This is a genomic window from Pseudomonas multiresinivorans (genome assembly GCF_012971725.1).
GTDB classification, from domain to species: Bacteria; Pseudomonadota; Gammaproteobacteria; order Pseudomonadales; family Pseudomonadaceae; genus Pseudomonas; species Pseudomonas multiresinivorans.
The window spans coordinates 522,203-546,653 of record NZ_CP048833.1 but is presented as its reverse complement, the minus strand read 5'-3'; the positions used below and the strand labels follow the sequence as shown (position 1 = coordinate 546,653).

Here is a 24,451-nt window from a genome sequence, read left to right as displayed (position 1 = left end):
GCTTCCTGTAGGAGCGAGCTTGCTCGCGAACCTTCCCAGCATCAGAGCTGCCGGCAAGAACTGTTCGCGAGCAAGCTCGCTCCTACAGAAGATCCATCCTGCGTAATCCTCAGTTCGTAGGATGGGTGGAGCGCAGCGATACCCATGCTGCCGGCTCACAGAATCGATGGGTATCGCTTCGCTCCACCCATCCTACGCGGAGCCGTGTGGCAGTCCTCAGCGAGCGTTGCGCACACCTTCAGCCAGATGACGGCACAGGCCGAGTACGCCCTGCACCGTATCGGCGGAGCTGGTGGCCTCGGCGATCTTGTCGATCAGCGCCGAACCTACCACCACGCCATCGGCCAGGCGGGCGATGCTCGCCGCGTGTTCGGCGGTGCGGATGCCGAAGCCGATCGATACCGGCAGGTCGGTGTGGCGGCGCAGGCGCGCCACGGCTTCCTCGACGTGTTCCAGGGTCGCCGCGCCGGCGCCGGTCACGCCGGCCACCGAGACGTAGTAGACGAAGCCGGAGCTGCCCTCGAGCACGGTGGGCAGGCGCTTGTCGTCGGTGGTCGGGGTGGTCAGGCGGATGAAGTCGATGCCCGCGGCCTGGGCCGGGTGGCAGAGGTCTTCGTTGTGCTCCGGCGGCAGGTCCACGACGATCAGGCCGTCGACGCCGGCTTCCTTCGCGTCGGCGATGAACTTGTCCACGCCGTAGTAATGGATCGGGTTGAAGTAACCCATCAGCACCAGCGGGGTGGTGTCGTTGCCAGCGCGGAATTCGCGGACCATCTTCAGGGTCTTGGCGAGGTTCTGGCCGTTGCCCAGGGCGCGGATATTGGCCAGCTGGATCGCCGGGCCGTCGGCCATCGGGTCGGTGAACGGCATGCCCAGCTCGATCACGTCGGCGCCGGCTTCGGGCAGGCCCTTGAGGATGTCCAGCGAGGTCGAGTAGCCCGGGTCGCCGGCGGTGATGAAGGTCACCAGAGCGGCGCGGTTCTGCTGCTTGAGTTCGGCGAAGCGGGTCTGCAGGCGGCTCATGCTTGCGGCTCCTGTTGCATGTGGTGCATGACGGTCTGCATGTCCTTGTCGCCACGACCGGACAGGTTCACCACCATGATGTGGTCCTTGGGCAGGTTGGGCGCGCGCTTGAAGACTTCGGCCAGGGCGTGGGAGGACTCCAGCGCCGGGATGATGCCTTCCAGGCGGCAGCACTGGTGGAACGCGTCGAGGGCTTCGTGATCGGTGATCGAGGTGTACTCGACGCGGCCGATGTCATGCAGCCAAGCGTGTTCCGGGCCGATGCCGGGGTAGTCCAGGCCGGCGGAAATGGAGTGCGCGTCGATGATCTGGCCGTCCTCGTCCTGCAGCAGGAAGGTCCGGTTGCCGTGCAGCACGCCCGGTACGCCGCCGTTCAGGCTGGCCGCGTGCTTGCCGGTCTCGATGCCGTGGCCGGCGGCTTCGACGCCGATGATCTTGACGCTGGTGTCATCGAGGAACGGGTGGAACAGGCCCATGGCGTTGGAGCCGCCGCCGATGCAGGCGACCAGCGAATCGGGCAGGCGCCCTTCCTTCTCGGCCAGTTGCTCGCGGGTTTCCTTGCCGATCACCGCCTGGAAGTCGCGGACCATCGCCGGATACGGGTGCGGGCCGGCCACGGTGCCGATCAGGTAGAAGGTGCTGTCGACGTTGGTCACCCAGTCGCGCAGCGCTTCGTTCATCGCGTCCTTCAGGGTGCCGGTGCCGGCGGTGACCGGGATCACTTCGGCGCCCAGCAGCTTCATGCGGAACACGTTGGCCTGCTGGCGATCGATGTCGGTGGTGCCCATGTAGATCACGCATTGCAGGCCGAAGCGCGCGGCCACGGTGGCAGTGGCCACGCCGTGCATGCCGGCGCCGGTCTCGGCGATGATGCGCTGCTTGCCCATGCGCTTGGCCAGCAGGATCTGGCCGATGCAGTTGTTGATCTTGTGCGCGCCGGTGTGGTTCAGCTCTTCGCGCTTGAGGTAGATCTTCGCGCCGCCGCAATGCTCGGTCAGGCGCTCGGCGAAGTACAGCGGGCTCGGGCGGCCGACGTAGTCGCGCTGGAAGTAGGCCAGTTCCTTGAGGAATTCCGGATCGTCCTTGGCCTTCTCGTACTCGCGGGCCAGGTCGTGGATCAGCGGCATCAGGGTCTCGGCGACGTACTGGCCGCCGAAGCTGCCGAACAGGCCCTTGGCGTCTGGACCGGTGCGCAGTGTGGACATGGGATCACTCCTGGTTGGAACCTGCCTCTTTCCGAGACATTGTGTCTGGGCTTCCCCTCTCCCCAGCCCTCTCCCTGAAGGGAGAGGGAGCCGTATGTGCCGGCTGATACCAAGGTTTCATCCTGCACCGAACGGTCCCCTCTCCCGCTTGCGGGAGAGGGTTAGGGAGAGGGGCTCTGATCTTGTAGGGGCGGACCATGGCGGCGCGGCGCCTACGAATGGCACTCAGGATACGGCTGTGTGATGACGGGGAAAAGCGATAAGATCGCCATGATATGTCAGAAAAACTCACAGGTTGAATGCCATGAGCCGCGACCTTCCGCCCCTCAATGCCCTGCGCGCCTTCGAAGCCGCTGCCCGCCTGCGCGGTGTGAGCGCAGCGGCGGATGAGCTGAGTGTCACCCATGGGGCGATCAGCCGGCAGATCCGCCTGCTGGAGGAAGAACTGGGCGTTGCGCTGTTCGTCAAGGAAGGGCGCGGCGTAAAACTCACCGATGCCGGCGTGCGCCTGAGCGAAGTGGCCAGCGATTCCTTCGAGCGCCTGCGCAGCGTCTGCGCCGAACTGCGCCGTCAGGCTGGCGGTGACGCGCCGTTCGTTCTTGGCTGCCCAGGCAGTCTGCTCGCCCGCTGGTTCATCCCGCGCCTGGATCGCCTGAACCGCGACCTGCCGGACCTGCGCCTGCAACTGTCGGCCAGCGATGGCGATCTCGATCCGCGCCGTGGCGGCCTCGATGCAACGTTGTGTTTCGCCGCGCCGCCGTGGCCGGCGGACATGCGCGTGCTGGAGCTGGCGGTGGAGCGCATCGGCCCGGTGCTCAGCCCGCGCTCGGCGCGCTTCGAGCAACTGCGTGCGGCGCCTGCCGAGGCACTGCTGGGCGAGTCTCTGCTGCACACCGTCTCGCGCCCGCAGGCCTGGCCGGAATGGGCCGCGCGCCACGGCCTGGAGCCGGCGCGGCTGAAGCTGGGCCAGGGCTTCGAGCACCTCTACTACCTGCTGGAAGCTGCCGTGGCCGGGTTGGGCGTGGCCATTGCGCCGCAGCAACTGGTGGCCGACGACCTTGCCGCCGGCCGCCTGGCCGCGCCCTGGGGGTTCGTCGAAACCACCGCGCGGCTGGCGCTGTGGGTGCCCGAGCGGCGCGCCGATCCACGTGCCGAGCGCCTGGCGCAGTGGTTGCGCCAGGAGCTGGGTTGAGCGCGCCTCAGAACTCCGGCGTGTACTTCACGCTGAACATCAGGTTGCGCGGGTCGCCGAAGTTGTTGGCGCCATCGGCCGCGGCGTAACCGGGCAGGTAATAGCGCTTGTCGAACAGGTTGTTCGCGTTCACCGCGAGGTCGATTTCGCGGCTCAGGCGGTAGCCCAGGCGCGCGCTCCAGACGGTGAAACCGGGGATGTCGAACTCACGGTCGAAGCTAACGGTGTGGCTCTGGGTGACGAAGCCCAGGCCGGTGCTGACGCGGTTCCAGTCGCCCGGTAACTGGTAGTCGGCCCACATCCGCAGCATGTGCTTGGGCGTCCACTGGCTGAACACGCGGCCCTTGTTCTCCGGGTCGTCGAGGAACTTGGTGGTGTTGTAGGTGTAGCCGGCGAAGAGTTGCAGGTCGCGCAGCACCTCGCCGCTCACCTCGGCCTCGATGCCCTGGCTGCGCACCTTGCCGGAGGCGGTGGAGCAGTACCAGCCGTCGCAGGCGTAGCCGGAGGATTCGTCGAGCACGGCGCGGTTCTTCTGGTCGTAGCGGAACAGCGCCAGCGAGGTGTTCACCCGGCCGTCCAGCAGCTCGCCCTTCAGGCCCACCTCGTAGTTGCTGCCGATCACCGGCTCGAGCATCTTCTGCTGCGCGTCGCGCGCGCTCTGCGGTTCGAACACGTCGGTGTAGCTGGCGTAGGCCGACCACTCCGGTGTCAGCGCGTAGACCAGGCCGAAGTACGGCGTGACTTCGCCGGTCTCGGTCATGCTGTCGGTGTAGTCGTCGTCCGGCAGGTTGTAGGCGTAGTCGTACCAGCTCACCCGGCCACCGACGACGGCGGTCAGCGGCTCGGCGAGCTTGACCCGCCAGCTGCTGTACAGGCCCTTCTGGCGGATGTCGTAGTCGGCGTTGGTGGAGCGTCCGCCCGGCGAGGAGAGGATGTCGTCGAGGCTCGGCTTGGGGCGATGGTGGTCGATATCGAAGATGTTGCCGCCGGGGACGAAGCGCCGCGCGTAGAAGTCGTCCGTGGTGTACTTGGTGTAGTTGCCGCCCAGGATCAGTTCCTGCTCCAGCGAGAACGCCTCGAATTTGCCGTCGAGGTACATGTCCAGGCCGATCCGGGTGGACTCGAAGTTGGTGATCCAGTCGGCGAAGTTGAGGCCGCTGCCGTCGGGCTGCACATCTCCGTGCATGCGCTGGTGGGTCGAGTCGTTGTGCTCGCGCATGCGCACGGCGGCGGCTTTGAATTTCCAATTGTCATCGAAGCGGTGGGTCAGGTCGGCGTAGACGGTGGTCTGCTCGATGTCGTTGCTGTTCCAGGTCGCGCCGCTGTAGGTGGAGCGCGAAAAGCCGATGTCGCTGCCGTCCGGGTAGCGCGGCAAGCCGCGCATCATCGGACGCGAGTCGAGGTCGGAGTCGCTGAAGCCGATGCCGACCGTGGTGTCCGGGCTCAGGTCGAAGTCCAGCGCGCCATACAGCGAGGTGGTCTTGCTCCACACGTAGTCGGTGAAGGAATGCGTGTCGTCCTGGTCGGCCACCATGCGCCCGCGAATTGTGCCGCTCTCGTTCAACGGGCCGCCGACGTCGGCCTGCAGGCCGTAGTGATCCCACGAGCCGGCCTTGCCGGTGAAGGTGGCGGTGGGCGTGTTCTGCCCGCGCTTGCGCACCAGGTTGATGGCGCCGCCGGGGCTGCCCGCGCCCTGCAGCAGGCCGGAGGCGCCGCGGAGGATTTCCACGCGGTCGAAGAACACCAGGTCCTGGTTCGCCCAGTTGCCCAGCACATAGGTATTGCGCGGGACCGGCACGCCGTCGTACTGCCAGTCGTCGATCTGGAAACCGCGCGAGGAAATCACCATGCCCGGGCCGATACCGGTGGCGCCGACCAGCCCTGTGCTGTGGTTGACCGCGTCGCGCAGGTCGGTGATGTCCTGGTCGTCGAGTTGCTTGCGGGTGATCACGCTGACCGACTGGGGAATGTCCTTGAGCTTGTGCTCACCCTTGCCGATGGTGGTGGCACGCGCGGCGTAGGAGCCGCTGCCTTCGGTAGTGGCGTCCAGGCCCTGGCCGGTCACCGTGGTGCTGTCCAGTTCCAGGGCGCCGTCGGTCGGGGCTGCTTCCACGCTGAAAGCGCCGCTGGCGGTGACCTTCAGGCGCAGGTTGCTGCCGGACAGGGCCTTCTCCAGCGCCTGTTCCACGCTCAGTTCGCCCTGGACGGCGGGTGCATGCTGGTCGCGCACGAGCGCAGGGTCCAGCGAGATCACCTCGCCGCTTTGCCGGGCGATGGCGTTCAGCGTGGTGGCAAGACTCGCGGCGGGCAGCTCGAAGTGCAGCCGGGCGGGTTCGGCGGCGAGCAGGCAGGGAGCGTTGGCCACCAGCACGAAGGCGGTGGCAAGGGCGCGGGGCCAGGGTGAGGACACAGTAATCTCCTGAGAATTATTCGTATTCAGGAGCTAGGTGCGCCGAGACGGAAAATCCGGACAGGCGCTGCCGAAATATTTTTCCAGGGCAGCGCCATCAAGGCTCTCGCAGGCTGATCAGGGTCAGCCAGGGGCCGAAGCGGCGGATTTCCAGCGGCAGGGTTTCGCCCAGTGCGGCGAGCGCGCGGGTGGGTTCGTCCAGCGGGAATACACCCTGCACACGCAGTCGCCGTGCGCGCGGGTCGACGCGGACAAACCCCGGCAGGTAAGGCCGCAGGGAGTCGATCACGGCTTCCAGCGGCTCGTCGCTGACGCTGAGCCGGCCGTCCAGCCAGTCCGCGCGGTAGGCCTGCTGGCTGAGCGGATGGATGCCGTCGGCGGCCAGCAGCGCCGCCTCGCCTTCGCCCAGTTCACGCCACTGGGACTGCCCGGCGAGGCTGGCGCGGACGCGGTGCTCCAGCACCACCAGACGGGTGGCGTGAGCCTCCTGGCTGACCAGGAAGCGCGTGCCCAGCGCCCGGGCTTCGCCCTGGGCCGTCCGGACGATCAGCGGGCGTTGCGCATCGGGTGCCACCTGGATCACCAGTTCGCCGTGGCGCAGCAGGATCAGGCGCTGGTTCGAGTCGAAGGCCAGGTCCACCGAACTGCCGGCGTTCAGGCTGAGACGGCTGCCGTCTTCGAGGGTGAAGCTGCGTCGTTCGCCGGTGCCGGTTCGCAGGTCGGCGATCAGGTCACGCACTGGCGTGCTGCTGGCGGTCAGCCAGAGCCCGCCACCGAGCAGGCCGAGCCCGGCCAGCCCGCGCAACAACTGGCGACGCGAACCGTGCTGGTGCAGCAGCAGGTCGGCGGCGCCGGGCATGCGTCGGAGATCGTCATAGGGCGCACCCAGGCCGCGTTGCAGGCGGGCCCAGGCGTCGGCGTGGGCCGGGTCGCTGTTCAGCCAGGCCTGCAGCTGGCGCTGCATCCGCAGATCGGCGTGGCCTGAGCGCAGCCGCACCATCCAGTCGATGGCCTGCTCGCCGGCCGTATCCAGCTGAACTTCGCTCATGGCACCAGCTCGTTGAGGTAGATCTGTCGCAGCGCCTGCTTCATGTAGCGGCCCACGGTACGTTCGCTGACGTCCAGGCGGCGGCCTATCTCGGCGTAGCCCAGGCCGTCGAGCTGGCTGAACAGGAAGGCGCGGCGGACCACCTGGGGCAGGCCGTCCAGGGTGCGGTCCACCAGCAGCAATGCTTCGAGCAGCAGCGCGCGGTCTTCCGGCGAAGGCTCCAGCGCTTCGGGCTGCAGGGCGAGGTAATCCAGGTAGGCGCGCTCCAGCCGCCGGCGCCGGTGGCGATCGTAGATCAGCCGGCGAGCGATGGTGGAGAGGTAGGCCCGAGGTTGCTCGATGGTCTGCGGATCGACCCTGGCGCTGAGGATCTGGCAGAAGGTCTCGGCTGCCGTGTCTTCACTGTCGGCGCGGTTATCCAGGTAGCGCTGCACGTGCTGCAGCAGCCAGCGGTGGTGGTCGCTGAAGAAGAACCCCAGCTTGCTGGAGAGTGAGCCGGCCACGCGGACCATCCCTGGAAAATTAAATAAGAATGCTTCGCATTATACATTTCCACAAAGAGACGGCAATTCGCCGCTACCGGCAATTTGCTGCACTTGTAGCCATCGACTAGGGTCCAACAGGGACACTCACTCACCGCGCGCCGCGGAGCGCGCCAGGGAGCACGCGATGTCGAATCACCACACCTACAAGAAGATCGAGCTGGTCGGCTCCTCGCGCACCAGCATCGAGGACGCGATCAACAATGCGCTGGCAGAAGCGGCCAAGAGCATCGACTTCCTGGAGTGGTTCGAGGTGGTGGATACCCGTGGGCATATCGAGAACGGCGCGGTCGGTCACTACCAGGTGACGATCAAGGTCGGTTTCAGGATTGCCAACAGCTAGGTCTTTTTTGTCACGCGGCTTTTTTGTCACGCGCCTGGGCCATGCTGGTGCGGCGCGTGGATGTGCGCACCGGGGTATCCCGGTTTTCCGGCCCGTTCGGGCCTTTTCCTGTGAACGACGAGGGAGCGTTACCGATGAAGAAGTTCCTGTTGGCTGTGGGGATCTTCGCCCTGGCGGGCCATGCGATGGCTGCCGGCAAGCCGTGCGAAGAGCTGAAATCGGAGATCGAGGCGAAGATCAAGGCCAAAGGCGTCGCCTCGTTCAACCTGGAGATCGTCGACAAGGGCAGCGCGGGCGGCAAGCAAGTCGTCGGCTCCTGTGAAGGCGGCACCAAGGAAATCGTCTATTCGAAGTGAGCCCTCCAGGCCCTTCGACGCTGAGCAAGGCCGGGCACCCGCGAGGGGCCCGGCCTTTTTAATGGCTCTGACTTGTAGGAGCGAGCTTGCTCGCGAACCCGAATGGCACGGTGCAATGCCGTTCGCGAGCAAGCTCGCTCCTACACCGATGGCGCTGTGCGCGAAAAGCTGAACCCTCCCGCCTGCTCAGCCTCGAAAGTTCTGACTGCAACCCAAGCGGAGGAAGCGACATGAAAAAATCGGCATCGGCTCATTGGCAGGGTGGCCTGAAGGACGGCAAAGGCACGATTTCCACCGAAAGCGGAGCGCTGAAGGAACAGCCCTATGGCTTCAACACGCGCTTCGAGGACAAGCCGGGCACCAACCCCGAGGAGCTGATCGGCGCGGCTCACGCCGGCTGCTTCTCCATGGCGCTGTCGATGATGCTGGGCGAGGAAGGCCTGACCGCCGAAAGCATCGACACCCGGGCCGAAGTCAGCCTGGAGAAACTCACCGATGGCTTCACCATCACCGCCGTGCACCTGACCCTGAAGGCGAAAGTGCCGGGCGCCGATGCGCAGACCTTCCAGGCCATCGCCGACAAGGCCAAGGCCGGTTGCCCGGTCTCGCGGGTGCTCAACGCGCGCATCACCCTCGACGCCAGCCTCGAATGAGCCTGCCGGGCACTCTGTCCGGCGGTGGCGGTCCACCGTTAGGATAGGGTGCCCCGCCGTGGGGCTTTGACGAGGGAATGTGATGACGACGATGAAGTGGGCCTTGGCGACCGGTGCGGCGCTGCTGCTGGCGAGCGGCGCGAGCTGGGCGGCAGTGAAGCCCTGCGAGGAACTCAAGGCCGAGATCGAGACCAAGATCCAGGCCGCCGGTGTGACCTCCTACACCCTGGAGATCGTGGACAAGGCCGAGGTGAAGGACCCGAACATGGTGGTCGGCACCTGCGACAACGGTAAACGACGGATCATCTATCAGAAGAACGACGGCTGAATCATCCCCGCGCCGAAATGGGCGACCGCGTAGGAGCGGACTCTGTCCGCGATCGGCCACCGGCGCGCGGCGAAATCATCGCGGACGGAGTCCGCTCCTACGCAAGCTCCGCCGATTGCGTTGGCCCTAGAACGGCCCGCAACTCACCGCGCCCTGGAAGTCCGTCTTCGCCACCAGTTGCCCATTGGCATCGGTCAGCAAGGCCAGGGCGCTGCGCAATTGCGGGCGCAGCTCCAGCCGGTAGCGCTGGCCGGCGGCGAAATCGTCGTAGGTCACCTTGACCCGGCAAGTCAGCTCCGAAGGGTCGCTCATCGCACCCATGCCGCCGCCGCTGGGGATTTCGTACTGGAAGCGCACCAGCAGTTCGTGGCGGCCCGGCGTCACCTGGTAGTAGCGGCCGTCATTCACTGACTTGCCGTCCAGGCGCTCGGCCATCAGGGTCCTGCCGGCCGCGGTGTAGAGATCGATCCAGGCCATCTGCGGGTCGTGGGCGGGCAGCGGGCTGGCGCAGCCGGCGAGCAGGGCGAGGCTCAGCGGGACAAGGGCAGGCAGGAAGCGCGGGCGCATGAAGAGTTACCGTGGACTGTGGTCAGTCCACAGCATACCCCGCTCAGGCTTTGGCGCAGCCCCGTTCGCGACCACGGGCGATCTCGCCGCCCTGGGCGTCGTAGAGCTTGGCCCAGGGGCGGAAGCCGATGCTGCCGGTCTCAAGGCGGTAGCGCTGGCCGGCGCTGAAGTCTTTGTATTGCACCGTCATCTCGCAATCGCGCCACAGCGCCTCGTCCACCGGGCCGATGTCCACCGGCTCGACCTGGAACTGGAAGCGCACGCGCAATTCGTGAGAGCCCGGGTCGACTTCGAAGTAGCGCGTGCTGGACCACTCCTTGCTGTCCACTTCGATGGCGGCCAGGTCGCTCTGGTTGTTGGTGTCCAGGTCTACCCAGGCGCGGTTCGGGTCCGGCTGGGGCATCAGCAGCGAACAGCCGCTCAGGGCGAGCAGGCCGGCAGGTATGAGGAGGGTGCGCATCGGGTTGGCTCCTGGTCAGAAAGGGGCGGCAGCGAGCGGACCAGGCGCTGTGCTATGTTCCGCGCATGCCCTTCCGCCTTCTTATCCCGACACTCGACCGCCGCCTGTGCCGCTGGGTTCCCTGCCTGGCCATCTGGGCGCTGAGCGGTTGTTCGACCGTTGGCTATTACGGCCAGTTGGCCAATGGTCAGTTGCGCCTGCTGGCCGCCCGCGAGCCGGTGGCCGAAGTAGTCGCGGACCCGAGCCGCGACCCCGCATTGCGCCAGCGCCTGGAGCTGTCCCAGGAGGCGCGCGCCTTCGCCAGTGCCGAGCTGGGCCTGCCGGACAACCAGAGCTACCGCCTCTACGCCGACATCCATCGGCCCAACGTGGTGTGGAACGTCTTCGCCACGCCCGAGCTGTCGCTACAGCCGCTGACCCACTGTTTTCCCATCGCCGGTTGCGTGGCCTATCGCGGCTATTACGGCGCCGAGGGCGCGCAGGCCGAGGCAAAGCGCCTGAAGGGCGAGGGACTGGACGTCTATGTCGGCGGCGTCGAGGCGTACTCGACCCTGGGCTGGTTCAACGATCCGATCCTCAGCAGCATGATGCGCTGGGGCGACCAGCGCCTGGCGGAAACCATCTTCCACGAGCTGGCGCACCAGAAGTTCTACCTGCCCGGCGATACGGCGTTCAACGAGTCCTACGCCTCCTTCGTCGAGGAAGAAGGCGGCCGCCGCTGGCGCGCCGCGCGCAACCTGGCGGATGAATCGCCCCTGCTGGACGAGCAGCGCAAGCGCTTCACGCAGCTGGTGCTCGATACCCGCGAGCGCTTGCAGGCGCTGTACGCCAGCCCGCGCAGCGACGCGGAAAAGCGTGCCGGCAAGGCCGCCGAGTTCGAGCGCCTGCGCCACGACTATGCACAGCTGCGTGATCAGGACTGGGGCGGCAAGGCGCCGTTCGACGCCTGGGTCAACGGCCCGATGAACAACGCCAAGCTGCTGCCCTTCGGGCTGTATGACCAGTGGGTGCCGGCGTTCGCCGCGCTGTTCAGGCAGGTGGGCGGTAACTGGCCGGCGTTCTATGCGCGGGTGGAGAAGCTGGGAGCGCTGCCGGCGGATCAACGCAAGGCGACTCTGGAACGCCTCGCTGCCGGGGAGCGCATCACCTTTCGTTGAGCTCTGGCGTGGGGCGGGTTCGCGAGCAAGCTCGCTCCTACAGACAAAGCGCCGATTCAACCTGTAGGACCGAGGGGGACACTCAGTCCTTGCTCGCGAACCAATGCAGGACGGTGGCGGCTTGTGTCAGACCCGCTCCACCCCTGGCATCTTCCACTCCCCGCCCACCACCTTCTGCTCCGGCCCGTAGATGCGCAGGATGACGTTGAACGGCCCCTGCTGGGTCGACGGCAGCCAGTTCGCCTCCAGCGCCTGGCCGGGCGAATCCGCCTGGATGTACAGCGTCACTCCGCCGTCAGCGTCGCGCGCGAGGTGATCGCGGCTGCTCAGGCAGTAGCGCTGGAGCGGGTTGGCTACCAGTTGCCGGTCCGGCAGGTCGTAGAGGGTGATCGACCAGAACTCCTTCGCCGGCGGCAGCGCGTCGGCCGGGAAGTGCAGGCGGTAGCGCTGGCCGCCCACCAGCGGTTGCTGGCTGCTGTCGCTGCGCGTGCCGAAGTAGATCGCCTCCTCCACGCTGTTGCCGTAGATACCGCTGGCCGCCGCGGCGGCGCGGCTGAGGTAATCGTTGTGCATCGCCGAGCGGGTGCCGAACAGGCCAGCGGAGGAACGCAGCGTCGCCACCTTTGCCTTCAGTTCCGCCACGCCTTGCTGGATGCCGGCGCCCAGCGCCGTGCGCTGCGCGGCGGAGAGGGCGGCAGGGTCGAAGGCCAGCCCGGCGCCAATGCCGACCTGGGCAAAGCGCTTGCGCAGTTCGACCTCGCTCGGGTCCACCGGGCAGAAGGCGAGGACCTGGTTCAGGTGCGGGATAAAGCCCGGCCCCAGGTCGCGGGGAAATTCCCACGGCAGCCAGTTCACCGCCGGAGGGGCCGCCGGTGCCGTGCTGCCGGCGAACTCGTGCAGCGGTCGCAGACGGTACTGCTGCTGCAATGCGCGCACGGCCGGCAAGTCGTTGGCATCGCGCAGGCCGGTGCGGCCCAGGACCATGGCGATCTGCGTTTCGCTGCGCAGCACCTGGCGGATGCCGGCCGGCGTCTCGCCCTTCCAGTCCGGCCCGGCGATCAGGTAGTCACCGGCTTCGCGGCCGGTGCTGAGCACGCCCACATAGCCGAAGTTGAAGGTGTACTGGTCCACCAGCTGGTGCACGTAGTAGCGGTCCTCGGCCACCGCCGGCACGCTGAGCACCCAGGGCTCGGCGCGCAGGTCGAGCCAGGCCCAGGAATAGGGCGTGTCGTTGTTCGGCGTGACGATGTCGCGGTTGTTCGGCGTGAACAGTTCGCTGTAGTGGCGGAACACGCCGAAGCCGCCGACGTACTCCGGCGATTTCGCATCGAGCGCCTGCTTCTGCATCGTCTGGTAGTGCATCAGCATCGGGTAGGCGTAGAGCCACGCCTGGCGGACGGTTTCCTGGTCGGTGGAGGCCTGGGGCATGGCCGGATCACTCGTCTGGGAAGAGGCCGCGAGCAGCCAGTCGGGAAGCGCCAGGCCGAAGCCGAGCGCACCGCTGGCGCCGATGAGCCGGCGGCGGGTCAGGATCGGGTTCATGGCTACTCCTTGCTGGTGATTGCGCTGCTGGCGATGGGCTGGACGGCTGGCGGCAGGTATTCGCCCTTGAGCGCCTTTGCCTGGGGCAGGTACATGCGCAGGATCAGGTTGAACGGCCCCGGCGGCGCCGGTAGCCAGTTGTCGGTGCCGGCCGGCTGGGCATGCTGGATGGTCAGGGTCAGGCCGCCATCGGCGTCCTTCTTCAGGTCGCTGGCGCTGTTGATGGCGTATCGGTTGAGCGGGTTCGCCGCGAGCATCTGGGTCTTGCCGTCGTAGAGCGTGACGGACCAGAAGGCATCCACCGGCGGCAGCTGGCCGGGGGCGAAGTGCAGGGTGTAGGCGCGGCTGCCGTCCAGTGCCTGCCCGGCAGCGTCGACGCGGGTGAGCGGATACATCGCCTCGGCCGGGTCGTTCGCGTAGATGTACTTCCAGGCGACCGCCGCGCGGGTCAGGTCGTCGTTGCCGTAGTGGCCGATATTGGTCGGCGAATTCTGCCAGCCGTTCACCGGCGCGGCGAAGCGTTCGGTGGCGGCACGGATCTTCTCGCGGCCGTCCTCGGCGCCCTGCTCCACCGCCTGGGCGATGTCCGCCGGCAGCTGCTTCGCGTCGAAAGGCTTGCCGGTGCCCACGCCGATCTGCGCGAACTGCTTCAGCCGCGCCTGTTCTTCCGGAGTCCAGGCGTGCCAGGCCGACAGGCCGTTGAAGTCGATGAAGGCGTTTTCCGCCGGGCCTTCCTTGGTCGGCAGGTACTCCGGCACGTCCATCTTGTGCGGCAGCAGCGTCGGCTTGGTGCTGCGCAGCTTGTAGCCGTCCATCACGGCCTTGGCGGCGTCGAGGTCGGCTTCGCCATCGACCGCGGTGCGGCCGAGCAGGAAGACGATGCGGCTGGGCGAACGGATCACCTGGCCCTTGAAGCCCTCGGGCGCCTGGCCGTCCCAGTCGGGGCCGGCGATCAGGAAACTGCCCGCCGCACGCCCGGTGGCGCGGGTGCCGATGTAGTCGAGGTTGTTGGTGCGCATGTCGATCAGCTGGAAGCTGTAGTAGCGCTGCGGCACGGCCGGCACATCGAGGACCACCGGGTGCTCGCGCAGGTCGAGCAGCGCGTAGGAGTAGAGCGTGTCGTTGTTCGGCGAGACCACGGTGCGGTCTTCCGGGCCGAGCAGCGCGGTCTTGTTGTACAGGTAATTGACCGGCAGCTTGGCGGCGATGGCCTGCAGGGTCTTGCCGTGCTCGGCGGTGGCGAAGGCGAACAGATAGGCCTGCGAGGCCAGTTCGCGGGCCTCCTGTGGCGTTGGCCCGGCGGCCCAGGCGTGGCCGGCGAGCAGGGGCAGAAGGGCGAGTGCGGGCAGCCATTGGCGCATGACGTGTTCCTCGTTGTTATTGTTCTCGCCCGGCCCCGCCGCGCGCGCCGGCGCCAGGCATCGCCGCAGAGTGCGCCACGCCGAGCTGCCGGCCGTAAGCGCCAGCGGACAGAAAACGATCATCGCTGCCGGTGGAACTACTCCGCCCGATCGGGGCTGTGCAGCGGCAGGTCTAGTTGCACGCGGCGGCGCAGCCAGGGGCTGGGCCGGTAGCGCGCCTCGCCGTAGCACGCCTGCAGGCCCTGGAGGATGGTGAGGATACGTGCCGCGCCATAGTGTTCGCCGAAGGCCAGCGGGCCGAACGGATAACCCAGCGCCAATTGCACTGCGCGGTCCAGCGTCACCGGCGTGGCGATGCCGCGCTGGGCGATCTCGCAGCCGAGGTTGACGATGCCGGCGATCGCCCGCTGGCAGATGAAGCCGGGCGAGTCGTTGATCACCTCCACCGGCACGCCGTCGCTGCCCAGGGCCTGGCGGGCCTGGGCCTCCAGCGCCGGGTCGAGCGCCGGTTGGCGCATCAGTACGCGGCGGCGGTCCAGTTCGGTGAAGGTTTCCAGCGCCAGGCTGCGATCAGGCGGCAGGCCGAGGGCGTCGATGCGAGTGCTTGCATCCACGCCCAGCGGCGTGACCAGGCAGATGGCGCGGGACGACGGCCCGTCGCCGGTCTCCAGCACCACGCCGCCGAGGGTGAGGATCGCGGCGACGCGGTGGCGCAGTTCGGGGTCCTGGCTGTCGAGCCAGTACGGGCGATTGAGCAGTACGGTGTCGTGCTGTTCTTCGGCTTCGCGCACGGGCTGGCCGTCGCGGTAGCGATAGAAGCCTTCGCCGCTCTTGCGCCCGAGCAGGCCGCCGGCGACACGTTGCGCGGCCAGCGGCGACGGGGTGTAGCGCGGGTCCTGGTAGAACTGCTGGTAGAGCGATTCCATGACCGCGTGGGAGACGTCCAGGCCAGTCAGGTCGAGCAGTTCGAAGGGCCCCATGCGGAAGCCCACGCCGTCGCGCAGGATACGGTCGATCTGCGCCGGGCTGGCGATGCCTTCGCCGAGGATGCGCAACGCTTCGGTGCTGAAGGCGCGGCCGGCGTGGTTGACGATGAAGCCGGGGCTGTCCGGCGACACCGCGGGGAAGTGCCCGGCCTGCTCCGCCAGCCGACTCAGGCGGCGCACCACCGACTCGTCGGTGCGCTGGCCGCGCACCACTTCGACGATGCGCATCAGCGTCACCGGGTTGAAGAAATGGAAGCCCGCGACCCGTTCTGGATGCCGGCAGCGCGCGGCGATACGGGTGACCGACAGCGACGAGGTGTTGCTGGCGAGCACGGCGTCCGGCGCTACGCGTTTTTCCAGCTCGGCGAGCAGCGCCTGCTTGGCGCCGAGGTCCTCGATGATCGCCTCGATCAGCAGGTCGCAGTCGGCCAACTCATCGAGGCTGTGGGTGGGCAACAGTCGCTGCATCGTCGCCGCCAGCGCTTCCGGGCTGAGCTTGCCCTTGGCCACCGCGCGTTCCAGCAGCTCGCGGTTGAAGGTCAGCGCCTGCTCCACGGTCTGCGGGTTGCTGTCGTACAGGCGCACCGGCAGGCCGGCGCTGGCGAACAGCTGGGCGATGCCACGGCCCATGGCGCCGGCGCCGATGACGCCGATACGCTGGAAGGACTCGGTCATGCGGCGGGTCTCGTCGTGCGAACCTGCTTCAACCATAGACCCTGCGCTCACGCGGTGGTCCTTTTCGCCAGCTCCAGGTCGCGCAGCTGACGGCGCAGCAACTTGCCGACGCTGGTCTTGGGCAGCTCGTCGAGCACCTCGACGAAGCTCGGCACCTTGTAGCCGGTGAGGTGCTCGCGGCAGTGGGCGATGATCTGCGCCGGCGCCAGCGACTCATCCTTGAGGCTGACGAACAGCTTCACCGACTCGCCCTTGCGCTCGTCCGGCACGCCGATGGCCACGCACTCGCGCACGCCGGGGTGGCGCATCACGGCGTCTTCCACCTCGTTGGGGAACACGTTGAAGCCGGAGACCAGGATCATGTCCTTCTTGCGGTCGACGATCTTCAGCATGCCGTTGGCGTCCAGTTCGGCGATGTCGCCGGTCTTCAGCCAGCCGTCCGCGGTCAGCACCTGGGCGCTTTCCTCCGGGCGCTGCCAGTAGCCCTGCATCACCTGCGGGCCACGCAGCCACAGCTCGCCGGGCTGGTCGGGGCCGGTGTCGTTGCCCTCCTCGTCCACCGTGCGCAGCTCGGTATCCACCAGCGCCTGGCCGACGTAGCCCTCGCGATACGGGCTGTGCAGCGTGCCGGTGGAGACCACGGGCGATGCCTCGGTGAGCCCGAAGCCTTCGCGCACCGGCGCGCCGGTCGCGGCCTCCCAGCGCCGGCCCACTTCGCGGTTCAGCGGTGCCCCGCCGGAGGTCACCCACTTCAGGTGGCTGAAGTCGACGGCGGGGAAATCCGGGTGGTTCATCAGGCCGACGAACAGGGTGTTGATCCCGCTCATCAGGGTGAAGGGATAGCGGCGCATGGCGCCGATGATCTCGTCGAGGTTGCGACCGTCGCGGATGAACACCGTGTGCAGGCCCATGCCCACCGAGGACAGCAGGTTCGTCGAGAACGCCATGATGTGATACAGCGGCAGCGGCGCGATGCGCACGTCGGTGGCCGGCTCCAGCAGGCCGGGGCGCAGGAACAGTTCCAGGGTCTGCACGACGTTGGCGACCAGGCTGCGGTGGCTGAGCATCGCGCCCTTGGAGACGCCCGTGGTGCCGCCGGTGTATTGCAGCAGCGCGAGGCGATCCAGCCCCGGCTCGATGGGCACCGGCGGCGCTTCGGCGCCCAGGCGCAGGGCCTGCTGGAAGCGCGTGCAGTCGGTTTCGTCGCTGTCGAACTGGGGGCGCTCCATGTCGTCGATCGAGGTCAGCAGGATCTGCCGCACCTCGCTGTGCGCCTGTACGCCGTGCAGCAGCGGCAGCAGGCGGTCGAGCAGCAATACGGCGCTGGCGCCGGAGTCGGCCAACTGGTGGCGCAACTCGCTGGCGGTGTATTGCGGGTTGGTGTTCACCAGCACCACGCCGGCCTTCAGCGCGCCGAAGGTGGCGATGGGGTACTGCAGGGAGTTGGGCAGCATCAGCGCCAGGCGGTCGCCGGGTTGCAGGCCGGCGTGGTGGCGCAGGTAGCGGGCGAAGGCGTCGGCCTGGCGGTCCAGTTCGGCGAAGGTGAGATGGCTGTCGCCGCAGGAGAACGCGTGGCGTTCGGGGAACTCGCGGGAGGCACGTTGCAGCAGGTCGTACAGGTTCTGGTAGGCGTGGCGGGCGATCTCGCTGGCCACGTATCCGGTCGCAATGGCAGGCATCGACTTCTCCGTACTTTTTCTCTGAGCTTCGAATTGTTGTTCTGCACAGTGAAACAGCGTGTCGAAATTGATGGTATGCGATAGGCTTGCCTGGCGCAACGAGCAGGCCCGGACCGCTGCGGGGAATGGGGTCGATCTGCTATCGTTCGCCCGCGCCGCGCGCGGCGCTCGTCCACCTGAATACCCCGCCGAGGCCCCATGAGCGACGACGTCGAAGACAGCAGCAACCCCAAGGACCGCAAGTACGTCGAGGCGCTCGCCCGCGGACTGGACGTGCTGCGCGCCTTCACCCACGGCTCGGTGGTGCTCGGCAACCAGGAAATCTCGCGGATCACCGGCCTGCCCAAGGCAACGGTGTCGCGCATGACCTACACCCTGACCCAGCTGGGCTACCTCTGCTACTCGCAGCAGCACGAGAAGTACCAGCTCGATTCAGGCGTGCTGGCGCTGGGTTACGCCTACGTTTCCAACCTGCGCGTGCGCCAGTTGGCCAAGCCGTACATGGACGCCTTCGCCCGCCGCACCAACACCACGGTGGGCCTGACCTGTCGTGACTGGCTGTCGATGATCTACGTGGAAAATTGCCGCCCGCCGGAAGCGACGTCCCTGCGCATGGACGCCGGCGTGCGCCTGCCGCTGGCCACCACCGCCGCCGGCCGCGCCTATCTCGCCGCCACGCCTCAGCAGGAGCGCGAGCATCTGCTGTCGGCGCTGCAGGAGCGTCACGAAGGGGATTGGTCGGTGATGCGCGCCTCGCTCGATGCGTCCTTCGAGGAGTATTACGAGCATGGCTTCTGCCTGTCGCTGGGCGACTGGGACCGCAACGTGCGCGCGGCAGGTGTGCCGCTGCGCCTGGCCGACGGCGGGCTGATGGCGCTGACCTGCGGGGCGCCGTCGTTCCAGCTCAGCGAGGAGACGCTGCGCGGGTCGCTGGCCCATGAGCTGGAGATTCTGGCGCGGGATATCGAGAGCCTCGGGGCCTGATTTTCGCGATCAACTCCGCTGCCGCTCATGCACCCTCTCCCCAGCCCTCTCCCTGAAGGGAGAGGGAGTCGATCGGCGTGTTCGGAAATGACGTAGTTAGCCGGTGAGCGCCGGCATATCCATCAGCTCAGAACAGTCCCCTCTCCCTTCAGGGAGAGGGTTAGGGAGAGGGCAGGCTTCCGCTCAGGACTTCCCCTTGTAGGAGCGAGCTTGCTCGCGAACCGCCCAGCATTGGAGCCGCCGGTGAATCCTTTCGCGAGCAAGGACTAGGTGTGATCTCTCGGTAGGTTGTTCATCCGGGGCTTACCCGGAAAACTGGAAGTGCGACCAACCAATCCTTCCAGGAGCCCCGAATGAACCTGCATAAACATGCCCGTCTTACACCGCGCGGTCGAGCCCTTTTAGTCCAGCGCATGCTTCAGGGGTTACGTGCTGAAGAGGCAGCGCAGGCGGCCGGTGTCAGCGTACGTACGGCCTACAAATGGCTTCGGCGTTACCGCGAAGAGGGAGAGGCCGGCATGATGGATCGCACTTCGCGCCCTCACGCCTGCCCCCATGCCACACCCGAGTCCCGGCTCGAAAGGCTGATTGAGCGGCGCAGCGCCCGTCAAACCTATCGGCAAATTGCCAACGAGTTAGGGCTGGCAGTCAGTACCATCGCTCGCCACCTCAAACGACTCGGACTCAATCGGCTCCCCGAGTTGGAGCCCGCTCCGCCGATCAGGCGTTATCAGTACGCTCAACCAGGTGATCTACTGCATCTGGATATCAAGAAGCTCGCACGCTTTTGGAGACCGGGACATCGAGTTACGGGAACCCGGCTGATGGGCTCTGACGGAGCGGGCTGGGAGTTTGTCCATGTCGCCATCGACGATGCCTCGCGCATCGCCTTCTCCAGCCTGCATGCTGATGAACGAGGTGGAAGTGCCTGTCGCGCTCTGCTCCAGGCTTTGCGCTACTACCGCTCGCTGAAGATTCGATTTACTCGGGTCATGACTGACAACGGTGCCTGCTACCGATCAGGTCTATTCCGCCGCCTATGCCGGCGTCTGGGCTTACGACATATCCGCACCAGACCCTACACCCCACGTACCAATGGCAAAGCTGAGCGCTTCATTCAAACCAGCTTGCGGGAGTGGGCCTACGCCCGTAGCTACGAGAGCTCTGAGCAGCGCGCCCAGCATCTGGCCCTCTGGCTACACCAATACAACTGGCACAGGCCTCACTCCAGTCTGCATTACTGCCCACCCATCAGCCGCATTCCACTGAACAACCTACTGGGTTTACACAACTAGGCGTCCCCCTCGCTCCTACAACGAAACGGCGTTGCGCCTCACGCGACTTCCATCAGTCCTGCATAAACCTTCAGGTGATGATCGTCATCGCCCAGCTGGTGGCTGAGCATCACCAGCCGCTTGGCGTGGTGCGCGAGGACGTATTCCCAGGTCATGCCGATGCCGCCGTGCAGCTGGATCGCCTGCTCGGCGACGTAGCGCGCGGCGCGGGTGACGATGAACTTGGCCGCCGCCAGGGTGCGGCTGCGCTCGGCGCTGTCGGGCTGGTCGGCGACGCAGGCGGCGAGGATCGCCATGCTGGTGGCCTGTTCCAGTTCGCTGCGCATGTCCACCATGCGGTGCTGCAGCACCTGGAACTTGCCGATGGGGATGCCGAACTGCTTGCGCGTCTTCAGGTAGTCCAGGGTCAGCGCGCAGGCTTCCTGCAGGCTGCCGAGGGCTTCGGCGCATTGCCCGGCGATGGCGCGGCCCTGCTGGTAACGCAGTGCCGGCAGCGCCTCACCCGGCGTGCCGATGGCTTCGCCGATAGCGCCGTCGAGGAACAGCTCGCAGGCGCGCTGGCCGTCCACGGTTGGATACTCGCGGCGAGTGACACCAGCCTGCTGCGGGTCGACCAGGAACAGGCCGATGCCCGCGTCGTCCCGCGCATTGCCGGACACCCGCGCCGAGACGAGGATCGCCGTGGCGCTCTGCCCGCCGATCACCACCGCCTTGCGGCCGCTGAGTTTCCAGCTATCGCCGGTTTGCTCCGCGCGGGTCTGCACGTCATGCAACTGGTAATGGCTCTGCGGCTCTTCCAGCGCGACGGCCAATTGCGCCTCTGCGCTGGCGATGCGCGGCAACCAATGCTCCTTCTGCGCCTCGCTGCCCAGTTGGGCGATCAGCCCGCCGCCGTGCACCACCGATTGCAGGTACGGCTCCAGGCACAGGCCGCGCCCCAGTTCGGTGAGCACCAGCATGCTTTCCACGCCGCCGCCGAAGCCGCCGTAGCCTTCCGGCAGCGACACCGAGGTCAGTCCCAGCTCGCCGAGCTGGCGCCAGAAGTCGACGCTGTAGCCCCGCTCGCTCTGGCTGAAGCCCTCGCGCTTGTCGAACGGATAGGCGTCGCGCACCAGGCGCGCCGCGGTGTCCTGCAGCATCTGCTGCTCTTCGCTCAGTTTGAAGTCCATGCTCGGTGCCTCACAGTTCGAGAATCATCTTGGAGACGATGTTCTTCTGGATTTCGTTGGAGCCGCCGAAGATCGACAGCTTGCGCAGGTTGAAGTACTGGCTGGCGGGCGCCGCCGAATAGTCCGCGTGCAGCGGCTCGGCGCCCAGCTCGAATTCGTCCTCGATGAAGGGCAGCGCGTAGGGGCCGAGCACCTTGCGCAGCAGGTGGCTGATGGCCTGGCGGATTTCGGTGCCCTTCACCTTCAGGATCGAGCTTTCTGCGCCCGGAACGCCGCCTTCGCGGGCGGCTGCGAGGATGCGCAGGGTGCTCATCTCGATGGCCATCAGCTGCATTTCCACCTCCGCTACCTGGGCGCGGAACAGCGGGTCTTCGAGCATCGGCTTGCCGTCGCACAGCTCGCGGCTGGCCACGCGCTTGAGGTGCGCGAGCACCGCCTTGGAGGCGCCGATGCCGGCCAGCCCGGTGCGCTCGTAGGTGAGCAGGTACTTGGCGCAGGTCCAGCCTTCGTTCTCGCGGCCGACGAGGTTTTCCACCGGCACGCGTACGTTGTCGAAGAAGACTTCGTTGACCTCGTGCTCGCCGTCGAGGGTGATGATCGGGCGCACGGTGATGCCCGGTGTCTGCATGTCGATCAGCAGGAAGCTGATGCCGCGCTGCTGCTGCGCCTCCGGGTCGGTGCGCACCAGGCAGAATATCCAGTCGGCGTGCTGGCCGAGGGTGGTCCAGGTCTTCTGGCCGCTCACCACGTAGTGATCGCCGTCGCGCGCCGCGCGGGTCTTCAGCGAGGCGAGGTCGGAGCCGGCGCCTGGTTCGGAGTAGCCCTGGCACCACCAGTCGGTGCCGTCGAGGATGCGTGGCAGGTAGTGCGCCTGTTGCTCGGGTGTGCCGAACTTGATGATCACCGGGGCAACCATGTTGACGCCGAAGGGGATGGTGCGCGGCGCACCGAACGCGGCGCATTCCTCCTCGAAGATGTGCTTCTGCACGGCGTTCCAGCCGGTGCCGCCGTATTCCTCCGGCCAGTGCGTGGCGTACCAGCCTTGCTCGGTCAGCACGCGCTGCCAGCGCTGGTGGTCGCCCTTGTTCAGGTGCTTGCCCAGGCGCACCTTGGTGGCGATGTCCTTGGGCAACCTGGCTTCGAGGAAGGCGCGGACTTCATCGCGGAAGGCCAGTTCGTCGGGGGTGAAATGGATGTCCATGGCAGGTCCTCAGAGATCGGCGAAGCGGCGGCCTTCGGCCACCAGGCGTTCGAGTAGCGGCGCGGGTTTCCACCAGGCGCCAAGACGCTGGTGGAACTCGCGGATTCTTTCGAGCACGTGGGCAAGGCCGACGCTGTCGGCATGGAACAGCGGGCCGCCGCGCCAGGCGGGGAAGCCGTAGCCGTTGAGGAAGATCACGTCGACGTCGCTGGCGCGCTGGGCGATGCCTTCGTCGAGGATGTTCGCCGCCTCGTTGATCAGCGCGTAGATGCAGCGCTCGACGATTTCCTCGTCGCTCACCAGCCCACGGCTGATGCCGCGTTCGGTCGCGGCCTGCTCCAGCATGGCCGGCAGCGCCGGGTTGTCCTGCGGGGCGCGGCCGCCTTCGCCGTACAGGTAGAAGCCGGTGCCGGTCTTCTGCCCGAGCATGCCGGCGGCGATCAGGTGGTCGAGTACGGTGGGCAGGGTCTGGCCGGGTTTCAGATTCGGTCGCTGGCGCGAGCGGATCGCGTGGCTGATGTCCAGGCCCGACATATCGCGCACCGCCAGCGGCCCCATGGCCATGCCGAAGGTGCGCAGCGCACGGTCCACCTGCGCGGGTGTGGCGCCCTCCTCCAGCAGGAACTCGGCCTGGCGGCCGTACTGGAAGATCATGCGGTTGCCGACGAAGCCATCACATACGCCGACCACCACCGAGACCTTCTTCAGGCGCTTGCCCAGCTGCATGGCGGAGGCCAGCACGGCGTCCGAGGTGGCCTTGCCGCGCACCACCTCCAGCAGGCGCATGACGTTGGCCGGGCTGAAGAAGTGCAGGCCGATCACGTCCTGCGGACGCTTGGTGAAGGCGGCGATTTCGTCGAGGTCCAGCGAGGAGGTGTTGCTGGCGAGGATTGCGCCGGGTTTGCACACAGCGTCCAGTTGCTCGAAGACCTGGCGCTTCACTTCCAGGCTTTCGAACACGGCTTCGACCACCACGTCCACGTCGCCCAGCGCGGCGTAATCGAGTACGCCACTGATCAGGCCCAGGCGCCGCTCCATCTCTTCGGCGCCCAGGCTGCCGCGTGCCACGCTGGCGGCGTACAGGCTGCGGGCGCGGTCGAGGCCGCGTTGCAGGGCTTCGTCGTTCACTTCCAGCAGCTTCACCGGGATGCCGGTGTTGGCGAAGCACAGGACGATGCCCACGCCCATGGTGCCGCCGCCGATCACCGCGGCGCTGCGCACCTCGCGCGGTTGAGTCTCGGGCGCGAGGCCTTCGACCTTGGCCGCTTCGCGCTCGGCGAAGAAGGCGTGAATCTGCGCGGCGCGCTGCGGCGACTCCATGCATTGCTGGAACAGCGCGCGCTCGCGGGCGAGACCTTCACGCAGCGGCAATTGGGTGGCGGCTTCCACGGCGTCGATGCAGCGCTGTGGGGAGAACTGGCCGGGCAGGCGTTTCTGCACTTCGCCGCGCTTGTGGGCGATCACCTCGGCGAGGCCGGTTTGCTGCACGCGCTCGTTGCGCTCGCCGGTGCGGCGCGGGCCCTTGCCGTCCGCCAGCAGGCGCTGGGCGAAGGCGAGGCCGGCTTCGCTCAGGTCGCCGTCGAACAGTTCGTCGACGACGTTGAATTCCAGGGCTTCGGCTGCGCGGATCGGCGTGCCGCTGACGATCATGTCCAGGGCCTTTTCCACACCGGCAAGACGCGGCAGGCGTTGGGTGCCGCCGGCGCCGGGGAGCAGGCCGAGCTTCACTTCCGGCAGGCCGACCTGGGCATCGCGGCGGGCGATGCGGTAATGGCAGGACAACGCGACTTCCAGGCCGCCGCCCAGGGCCGTGCCGTGGATCACGGCAACGCTGGGCTTGGTCGAGCCTTCGATGACCTCGACCACTTCCGGCAGCGAAGGCGCCTGCGGCGGTTTGCCGAACTCGCGGATATCGGCGCCGGCCATGAAGGTGCGCCCGGAACAGACCAGTACCACCGCGCGCACCTGCGGATCGGCATCGGCCTGCTGGAAGGCGGCGAGGAGCCCGGCGCGGACGGCGTGTCCGAGGGCGTTCACCGGTGGGTTGTCGACCGTCACCAGGGCGATCTCGCCCCGGCGTTCGAGCTGTACCGCTTCTGACATGCTGTGCTCCGTCTTTCTTTTGTTTTACGGAATCATGTTTCGCTGTGCAGAATACGATGCTGATTTTTTCTTGTCGATAGGAAGGACTTCCGGTTCGATTGTAGGAGCGAGCTTGCTCGCGAACCGCCTGGCACCGGAGTCGCCGGAAACCCCATTCGCGAGCAAGCTCGCT

General features: G+C 67.0%; 22 protein-coding genes. 8 read left to right on the top strand and 14 right to left on the bottom strand.

The features are described from left to right. Positions 1–216: 216 nt before the first annotated feature. Both trpA and trpB read right to left on the bottom strand, forming a co-directional pair. A complete protein-coding gene (gene trpA, locus G4G71_RS02555; RefSeq protein WP_169935283.1) occupies positions 217–1,023 on the bottom strand; it encodes a tryptophan synthase subunit alpha in 807 nt (268 codons plus the stop codon). Then, positions 1,020–2,228 carry a tryptophan synthase subunit beta gene (gene trpB / locus G4G71_RS02550; protein WP_054907542.1) on the bottom strand — a complete coding sequence of 403 codons (1,209 nt, stop codon included), beginning with the start codon at positions 2,226–2,228 and terminating at the stop codon, positions 1,020–1,022. The genes trpA and trpB overlap by 4 nt, the downstream gene beginning before the upstream one ends. 304 nt (positions 2,229–2,532) lie before the next feature. On the opposite strand from trpB, the gene G4G71_RS02545 reads away from it, so the two are divergent. Continuing rightward, on the top strand, positions 2,533–3,420 hold the full coding sequence (locus G4G71_RS02545; RefSeq protein WP_169935282.1) for a LysR family transcriptional regulator: 888 nt from the start codon (positions 2,533–2,535) through the stop codon (positions 3,418–3,420). A gap of 7 nt (positions 3,421–3,427) precedes the next feature. Here the strand turns inward: G4G71_RS02545 and G4G71_RS02540 are convergent, their stop codons facing one another. The 3 genes from G4G71_RS02540 to G4G71_RS02530 form a co-directional block, all read right to left on the bottom strand. Then, positions 3,428–5,830, bottom strand: a complete 2,403-nt coding sequence (locus G4G71_RS02540) for a TonB-dependent siderophore receptor (protein ID WP_169935281.1) — start codon at positions 5,828–5,830, stop codon at positions 3,428–3,430. A 97-nt stretch (positions 5,831–5,927) separates the two neighbouring features. Beyond that, entirely contained in the window at positions 5,928–6,878 is a 951-nt protein-coding gene (locus G4G71_RS02535) for a FecR family protein (RefSeq protein WP_169935280.1), read from the bottom strand. Next, entirely contained in the window at positions 6,875–7,381 is a 507-nt protein-coding gene (locus tag G4G71_RS02530) for a sigma-70 family RNA polymerase sigma factor (protein WP_420825973.1), read from the bottom strand. The genes G4G71_RS02535 and G4G71_RS02530 overlap by 4 nt, the downstream gene beginning before the upstream one ends. A 166-nt stretch (positions 7,382–7,547) precedes the next feature. On the opposite strand from G4G71_RS02530, the gene G4G71_RS02525 reads away from it, so the two are divergent. The 4 genes from G4G71_RS02525 to G4G71_RS02510 all read left to right on the top strand — a co-directional run bounded on the left by G4G71_RS02525 (position 7,548) and on the right by G4G71_RS02510 (position 9,100). After that, on the top strand, positions 7,548–7,763 hold the full coding sequence (locus tag G4G71_RS02525; RefSeq protein ID WP_017518905.1) for a dodecin: 216 nt from the start codon (positions 7,548–7,550) through the stop codon (positions 7,761–7,763). Positions 7,764–7,897: 134 nt separating this feature from the next. Further along, positions 7,898–8,119, top strand: a complete 222-nt coding sequence (locus G4G71_RS02520) for a DUF1161 domain-containing protein (RefSeq protein ID WP_169942488.1) — start codon at positions 7,898–7,900, stop codon at positions 8,117–8,119. Between the two features lie 230 nt (positions 8,120–8,349). Further along, positions 8,350–8,772 carry an OsmC family protein gene (locus tag G4G71_RS02515; protein ID WP_169935278.1) on the top strand — a complete coding sequence of 141 codons (423 nt, stop codon included), beginning with the start codon at positions 8,350–8,352 and terminating at the stop codon, positions 8,770–8,772. Positions 8,773–8,854: 82 nt separating this feature from the next. Beyond that, positions 8,855–9,100 carry a DUF1161 domain-containing protein gene (locus G4G71_RS02510; RefSeq protein ID WP_420825972.1) on the top strand — a complete coding sequence of 82 codons (246 nt, stop codon included), beginning with the start codon at positions 8,855–8,857 and terminating at the stop codon, positions 9,098–9,100. Positions 9,101–9,226: 126 nt separating this feature from the next. Here the strand turns inward: G4G71_RS02510 and G4G71_RS02505 are convergent, their stop codons facing one another. After that, the gene (locus G4G71_RS02505; RefSeq protein WP_169935277.1) at positions 9,227–9,667 is read right to left on the bottom strand and encodes a PA0061/PA0062 family lipoprotein; all 441 of its coding nucleotides are present in this window, start codon (positions 9,665–9,667) and stop codon (positions 9,227–9,229) included. A gap of 43 nt (positions 9,668–9,710) precedes the next feature. After that, positions 9,711–10,127 (bottom strand): PA0061/PA0062 family lipoprotein, encoded by a 417-nt coding sequence (locus tag G4G71_RS02500; RefSeq protein ID WP_169935276.1) that lies wholly within the window; start codon positions 10,125–10,127, stop codon positions 9,711–9,713. Positions 10,128–10,192: 65 nt separating this feature from the next. On the opposite strand from G4G71_RS02500, the gene G4G71_RS02495 reads away from it, so the two are divergent. Further along, entirely contained in the window at positions 10,193–11,284 is a 1,092-nt protein-coding gene (locus tag G4G71_RS02495) for an aminopeptidase (protein WP_169935275.1), read from the top strand. A gap of 126 nt (positions 11,285–11,410) precedes the next feature. On the opposite strand, the gene G4G71_RS02490 is transcribed toward G4G71_RS02495, so the two are convergent. From G4G71_RS02490 to G4G71_RS02475, 4 genes are all read right to left on the bottom strand, one after another. Continuing rightward, positions 11,411–12,826 carry a DUF1254 domain-containing protein gene (locus G4G71_RS02490; protein WP_169935274.1) on the bottom strand — a complete coding sequence of 472 codons (1,416 nt, stop codon included), beginning with the start codon at positions 12,824–12,826 and terminating at the stop codon, positions 11,411–11,413. 2 nt (positions 12,827–12,828) lie between these two features. Further along, positions 12,829–14,187 (bottom strand): DUF1254 domain-containing protein, encoded by a 1,359-nt coding sequence (locus G4G71_RS02485; protein ID WP_169935273.1) that lies wholly within the window; start codon positions 14,185–14,187, stop codon positions 12,829–12,831. Positions 14,188–14,324: 137 nt separating this feature from the next. Beyond that, positions 14,325–15,848, bottom strand: coding sequence for a 3-hydroxyacyl-CoA dehydrogenase (locus G4G71_RS02480; protein WP_169935272.1), 1,524 nt, complete (start codon positions 15,846–15,848; stop codon positions 14,325–14,327). 47 nt (positions 15,849–15,895) lie between these two features. Beyond that, complete coding sequence (locus G4G71_RS02475; RefSeq protein ID WP_169935271.1) at positions 15,896–17,527, bottom strand: long-chain-fatty-acid--CoA ligase; 1,632 nt, start codon at positions 17,525–17,527, stop codon at positions 15,896–15,898. 198 nt (positions 17,528–17,725) lie between these two features. Here G4G71_RS02475 and G4G71_RS02470 point away from each other — a divergent pair, with 198 nt between their 5' ends. Together G4G71_RS02470 and G4G71_RS02465 are read left to right on the top strand one after the other, a co-directional pair. Further along, positions 17,726–18,511 carry an IclR family transcriptional regulator gene (locus G4G71_RS02470; protein WP_024763684.1) on the top strand — a complete coding sequence of 262 codons (786 nt, stop codon included), beginning with the start codon at positions 17,726–17,728 and terminating at the stop codon, positions 18,509–18,511. Positions 18,512–18,864: 353 nt separating this feature from the next. Continuing rightward, positions 18,865–19,806: an IS481 family transposase gene (locus tag G4G71_RS02465; protein ID WP_169935270.1), complete on the top strand. Its 942-nt coding sequence runs from the start codon at positions 18,865–18,867 to the stop codon at positions 19,804–19,806. Between the two features lie 38 nt (positions 19,807–19,844). Here the strand turns inward: G4G71_RS02465 and G4G71_RS02460 are convergent, their stop codons facing one another. From G4G71_RS02460 to G4G71_RS02450, 3 genes are read right to left on the bottom strand one after another with little or no spacing between them, the layout of a single operon-like run. Next, positions 19,845–20,975 (bottom strand): acyl-CoA dehydrogenase family protein, encoded by a 1,131-nt coding sequence (locus G4G71_RS02460; RefSeq protein WP_169935269.1) that lies wholly within the window; start codon positions 20,973–20,975, stop codon positions 19,845–19,847. Between the two features lie 10 nt (positions 20,976–20,985). Beyond that, entirely contained in the window at positions 20,986–22,176 is a 1,191-nt protein-coding gene (locus G4G71_RS02455; protein WP_169935268.1) for an acyl-CoA dehydrogenase family protein, read from the bottom strand. A gap of 9 nt (positions 22,177–22,185) precedes the next feature. Next, entirely contained in the window at positions 22,186–24,279 is a 2,094-nt protein-coding gene (locus tag G4G71_RS02450) for a 3-hydroxyacyl-CoA dehydrogenase NAD-binding domain-containing protein (protein ID WP_169935267.1), read from the bottom strand. Positions 24,280–24,451 lie beyond the last annotated feature (172 nt).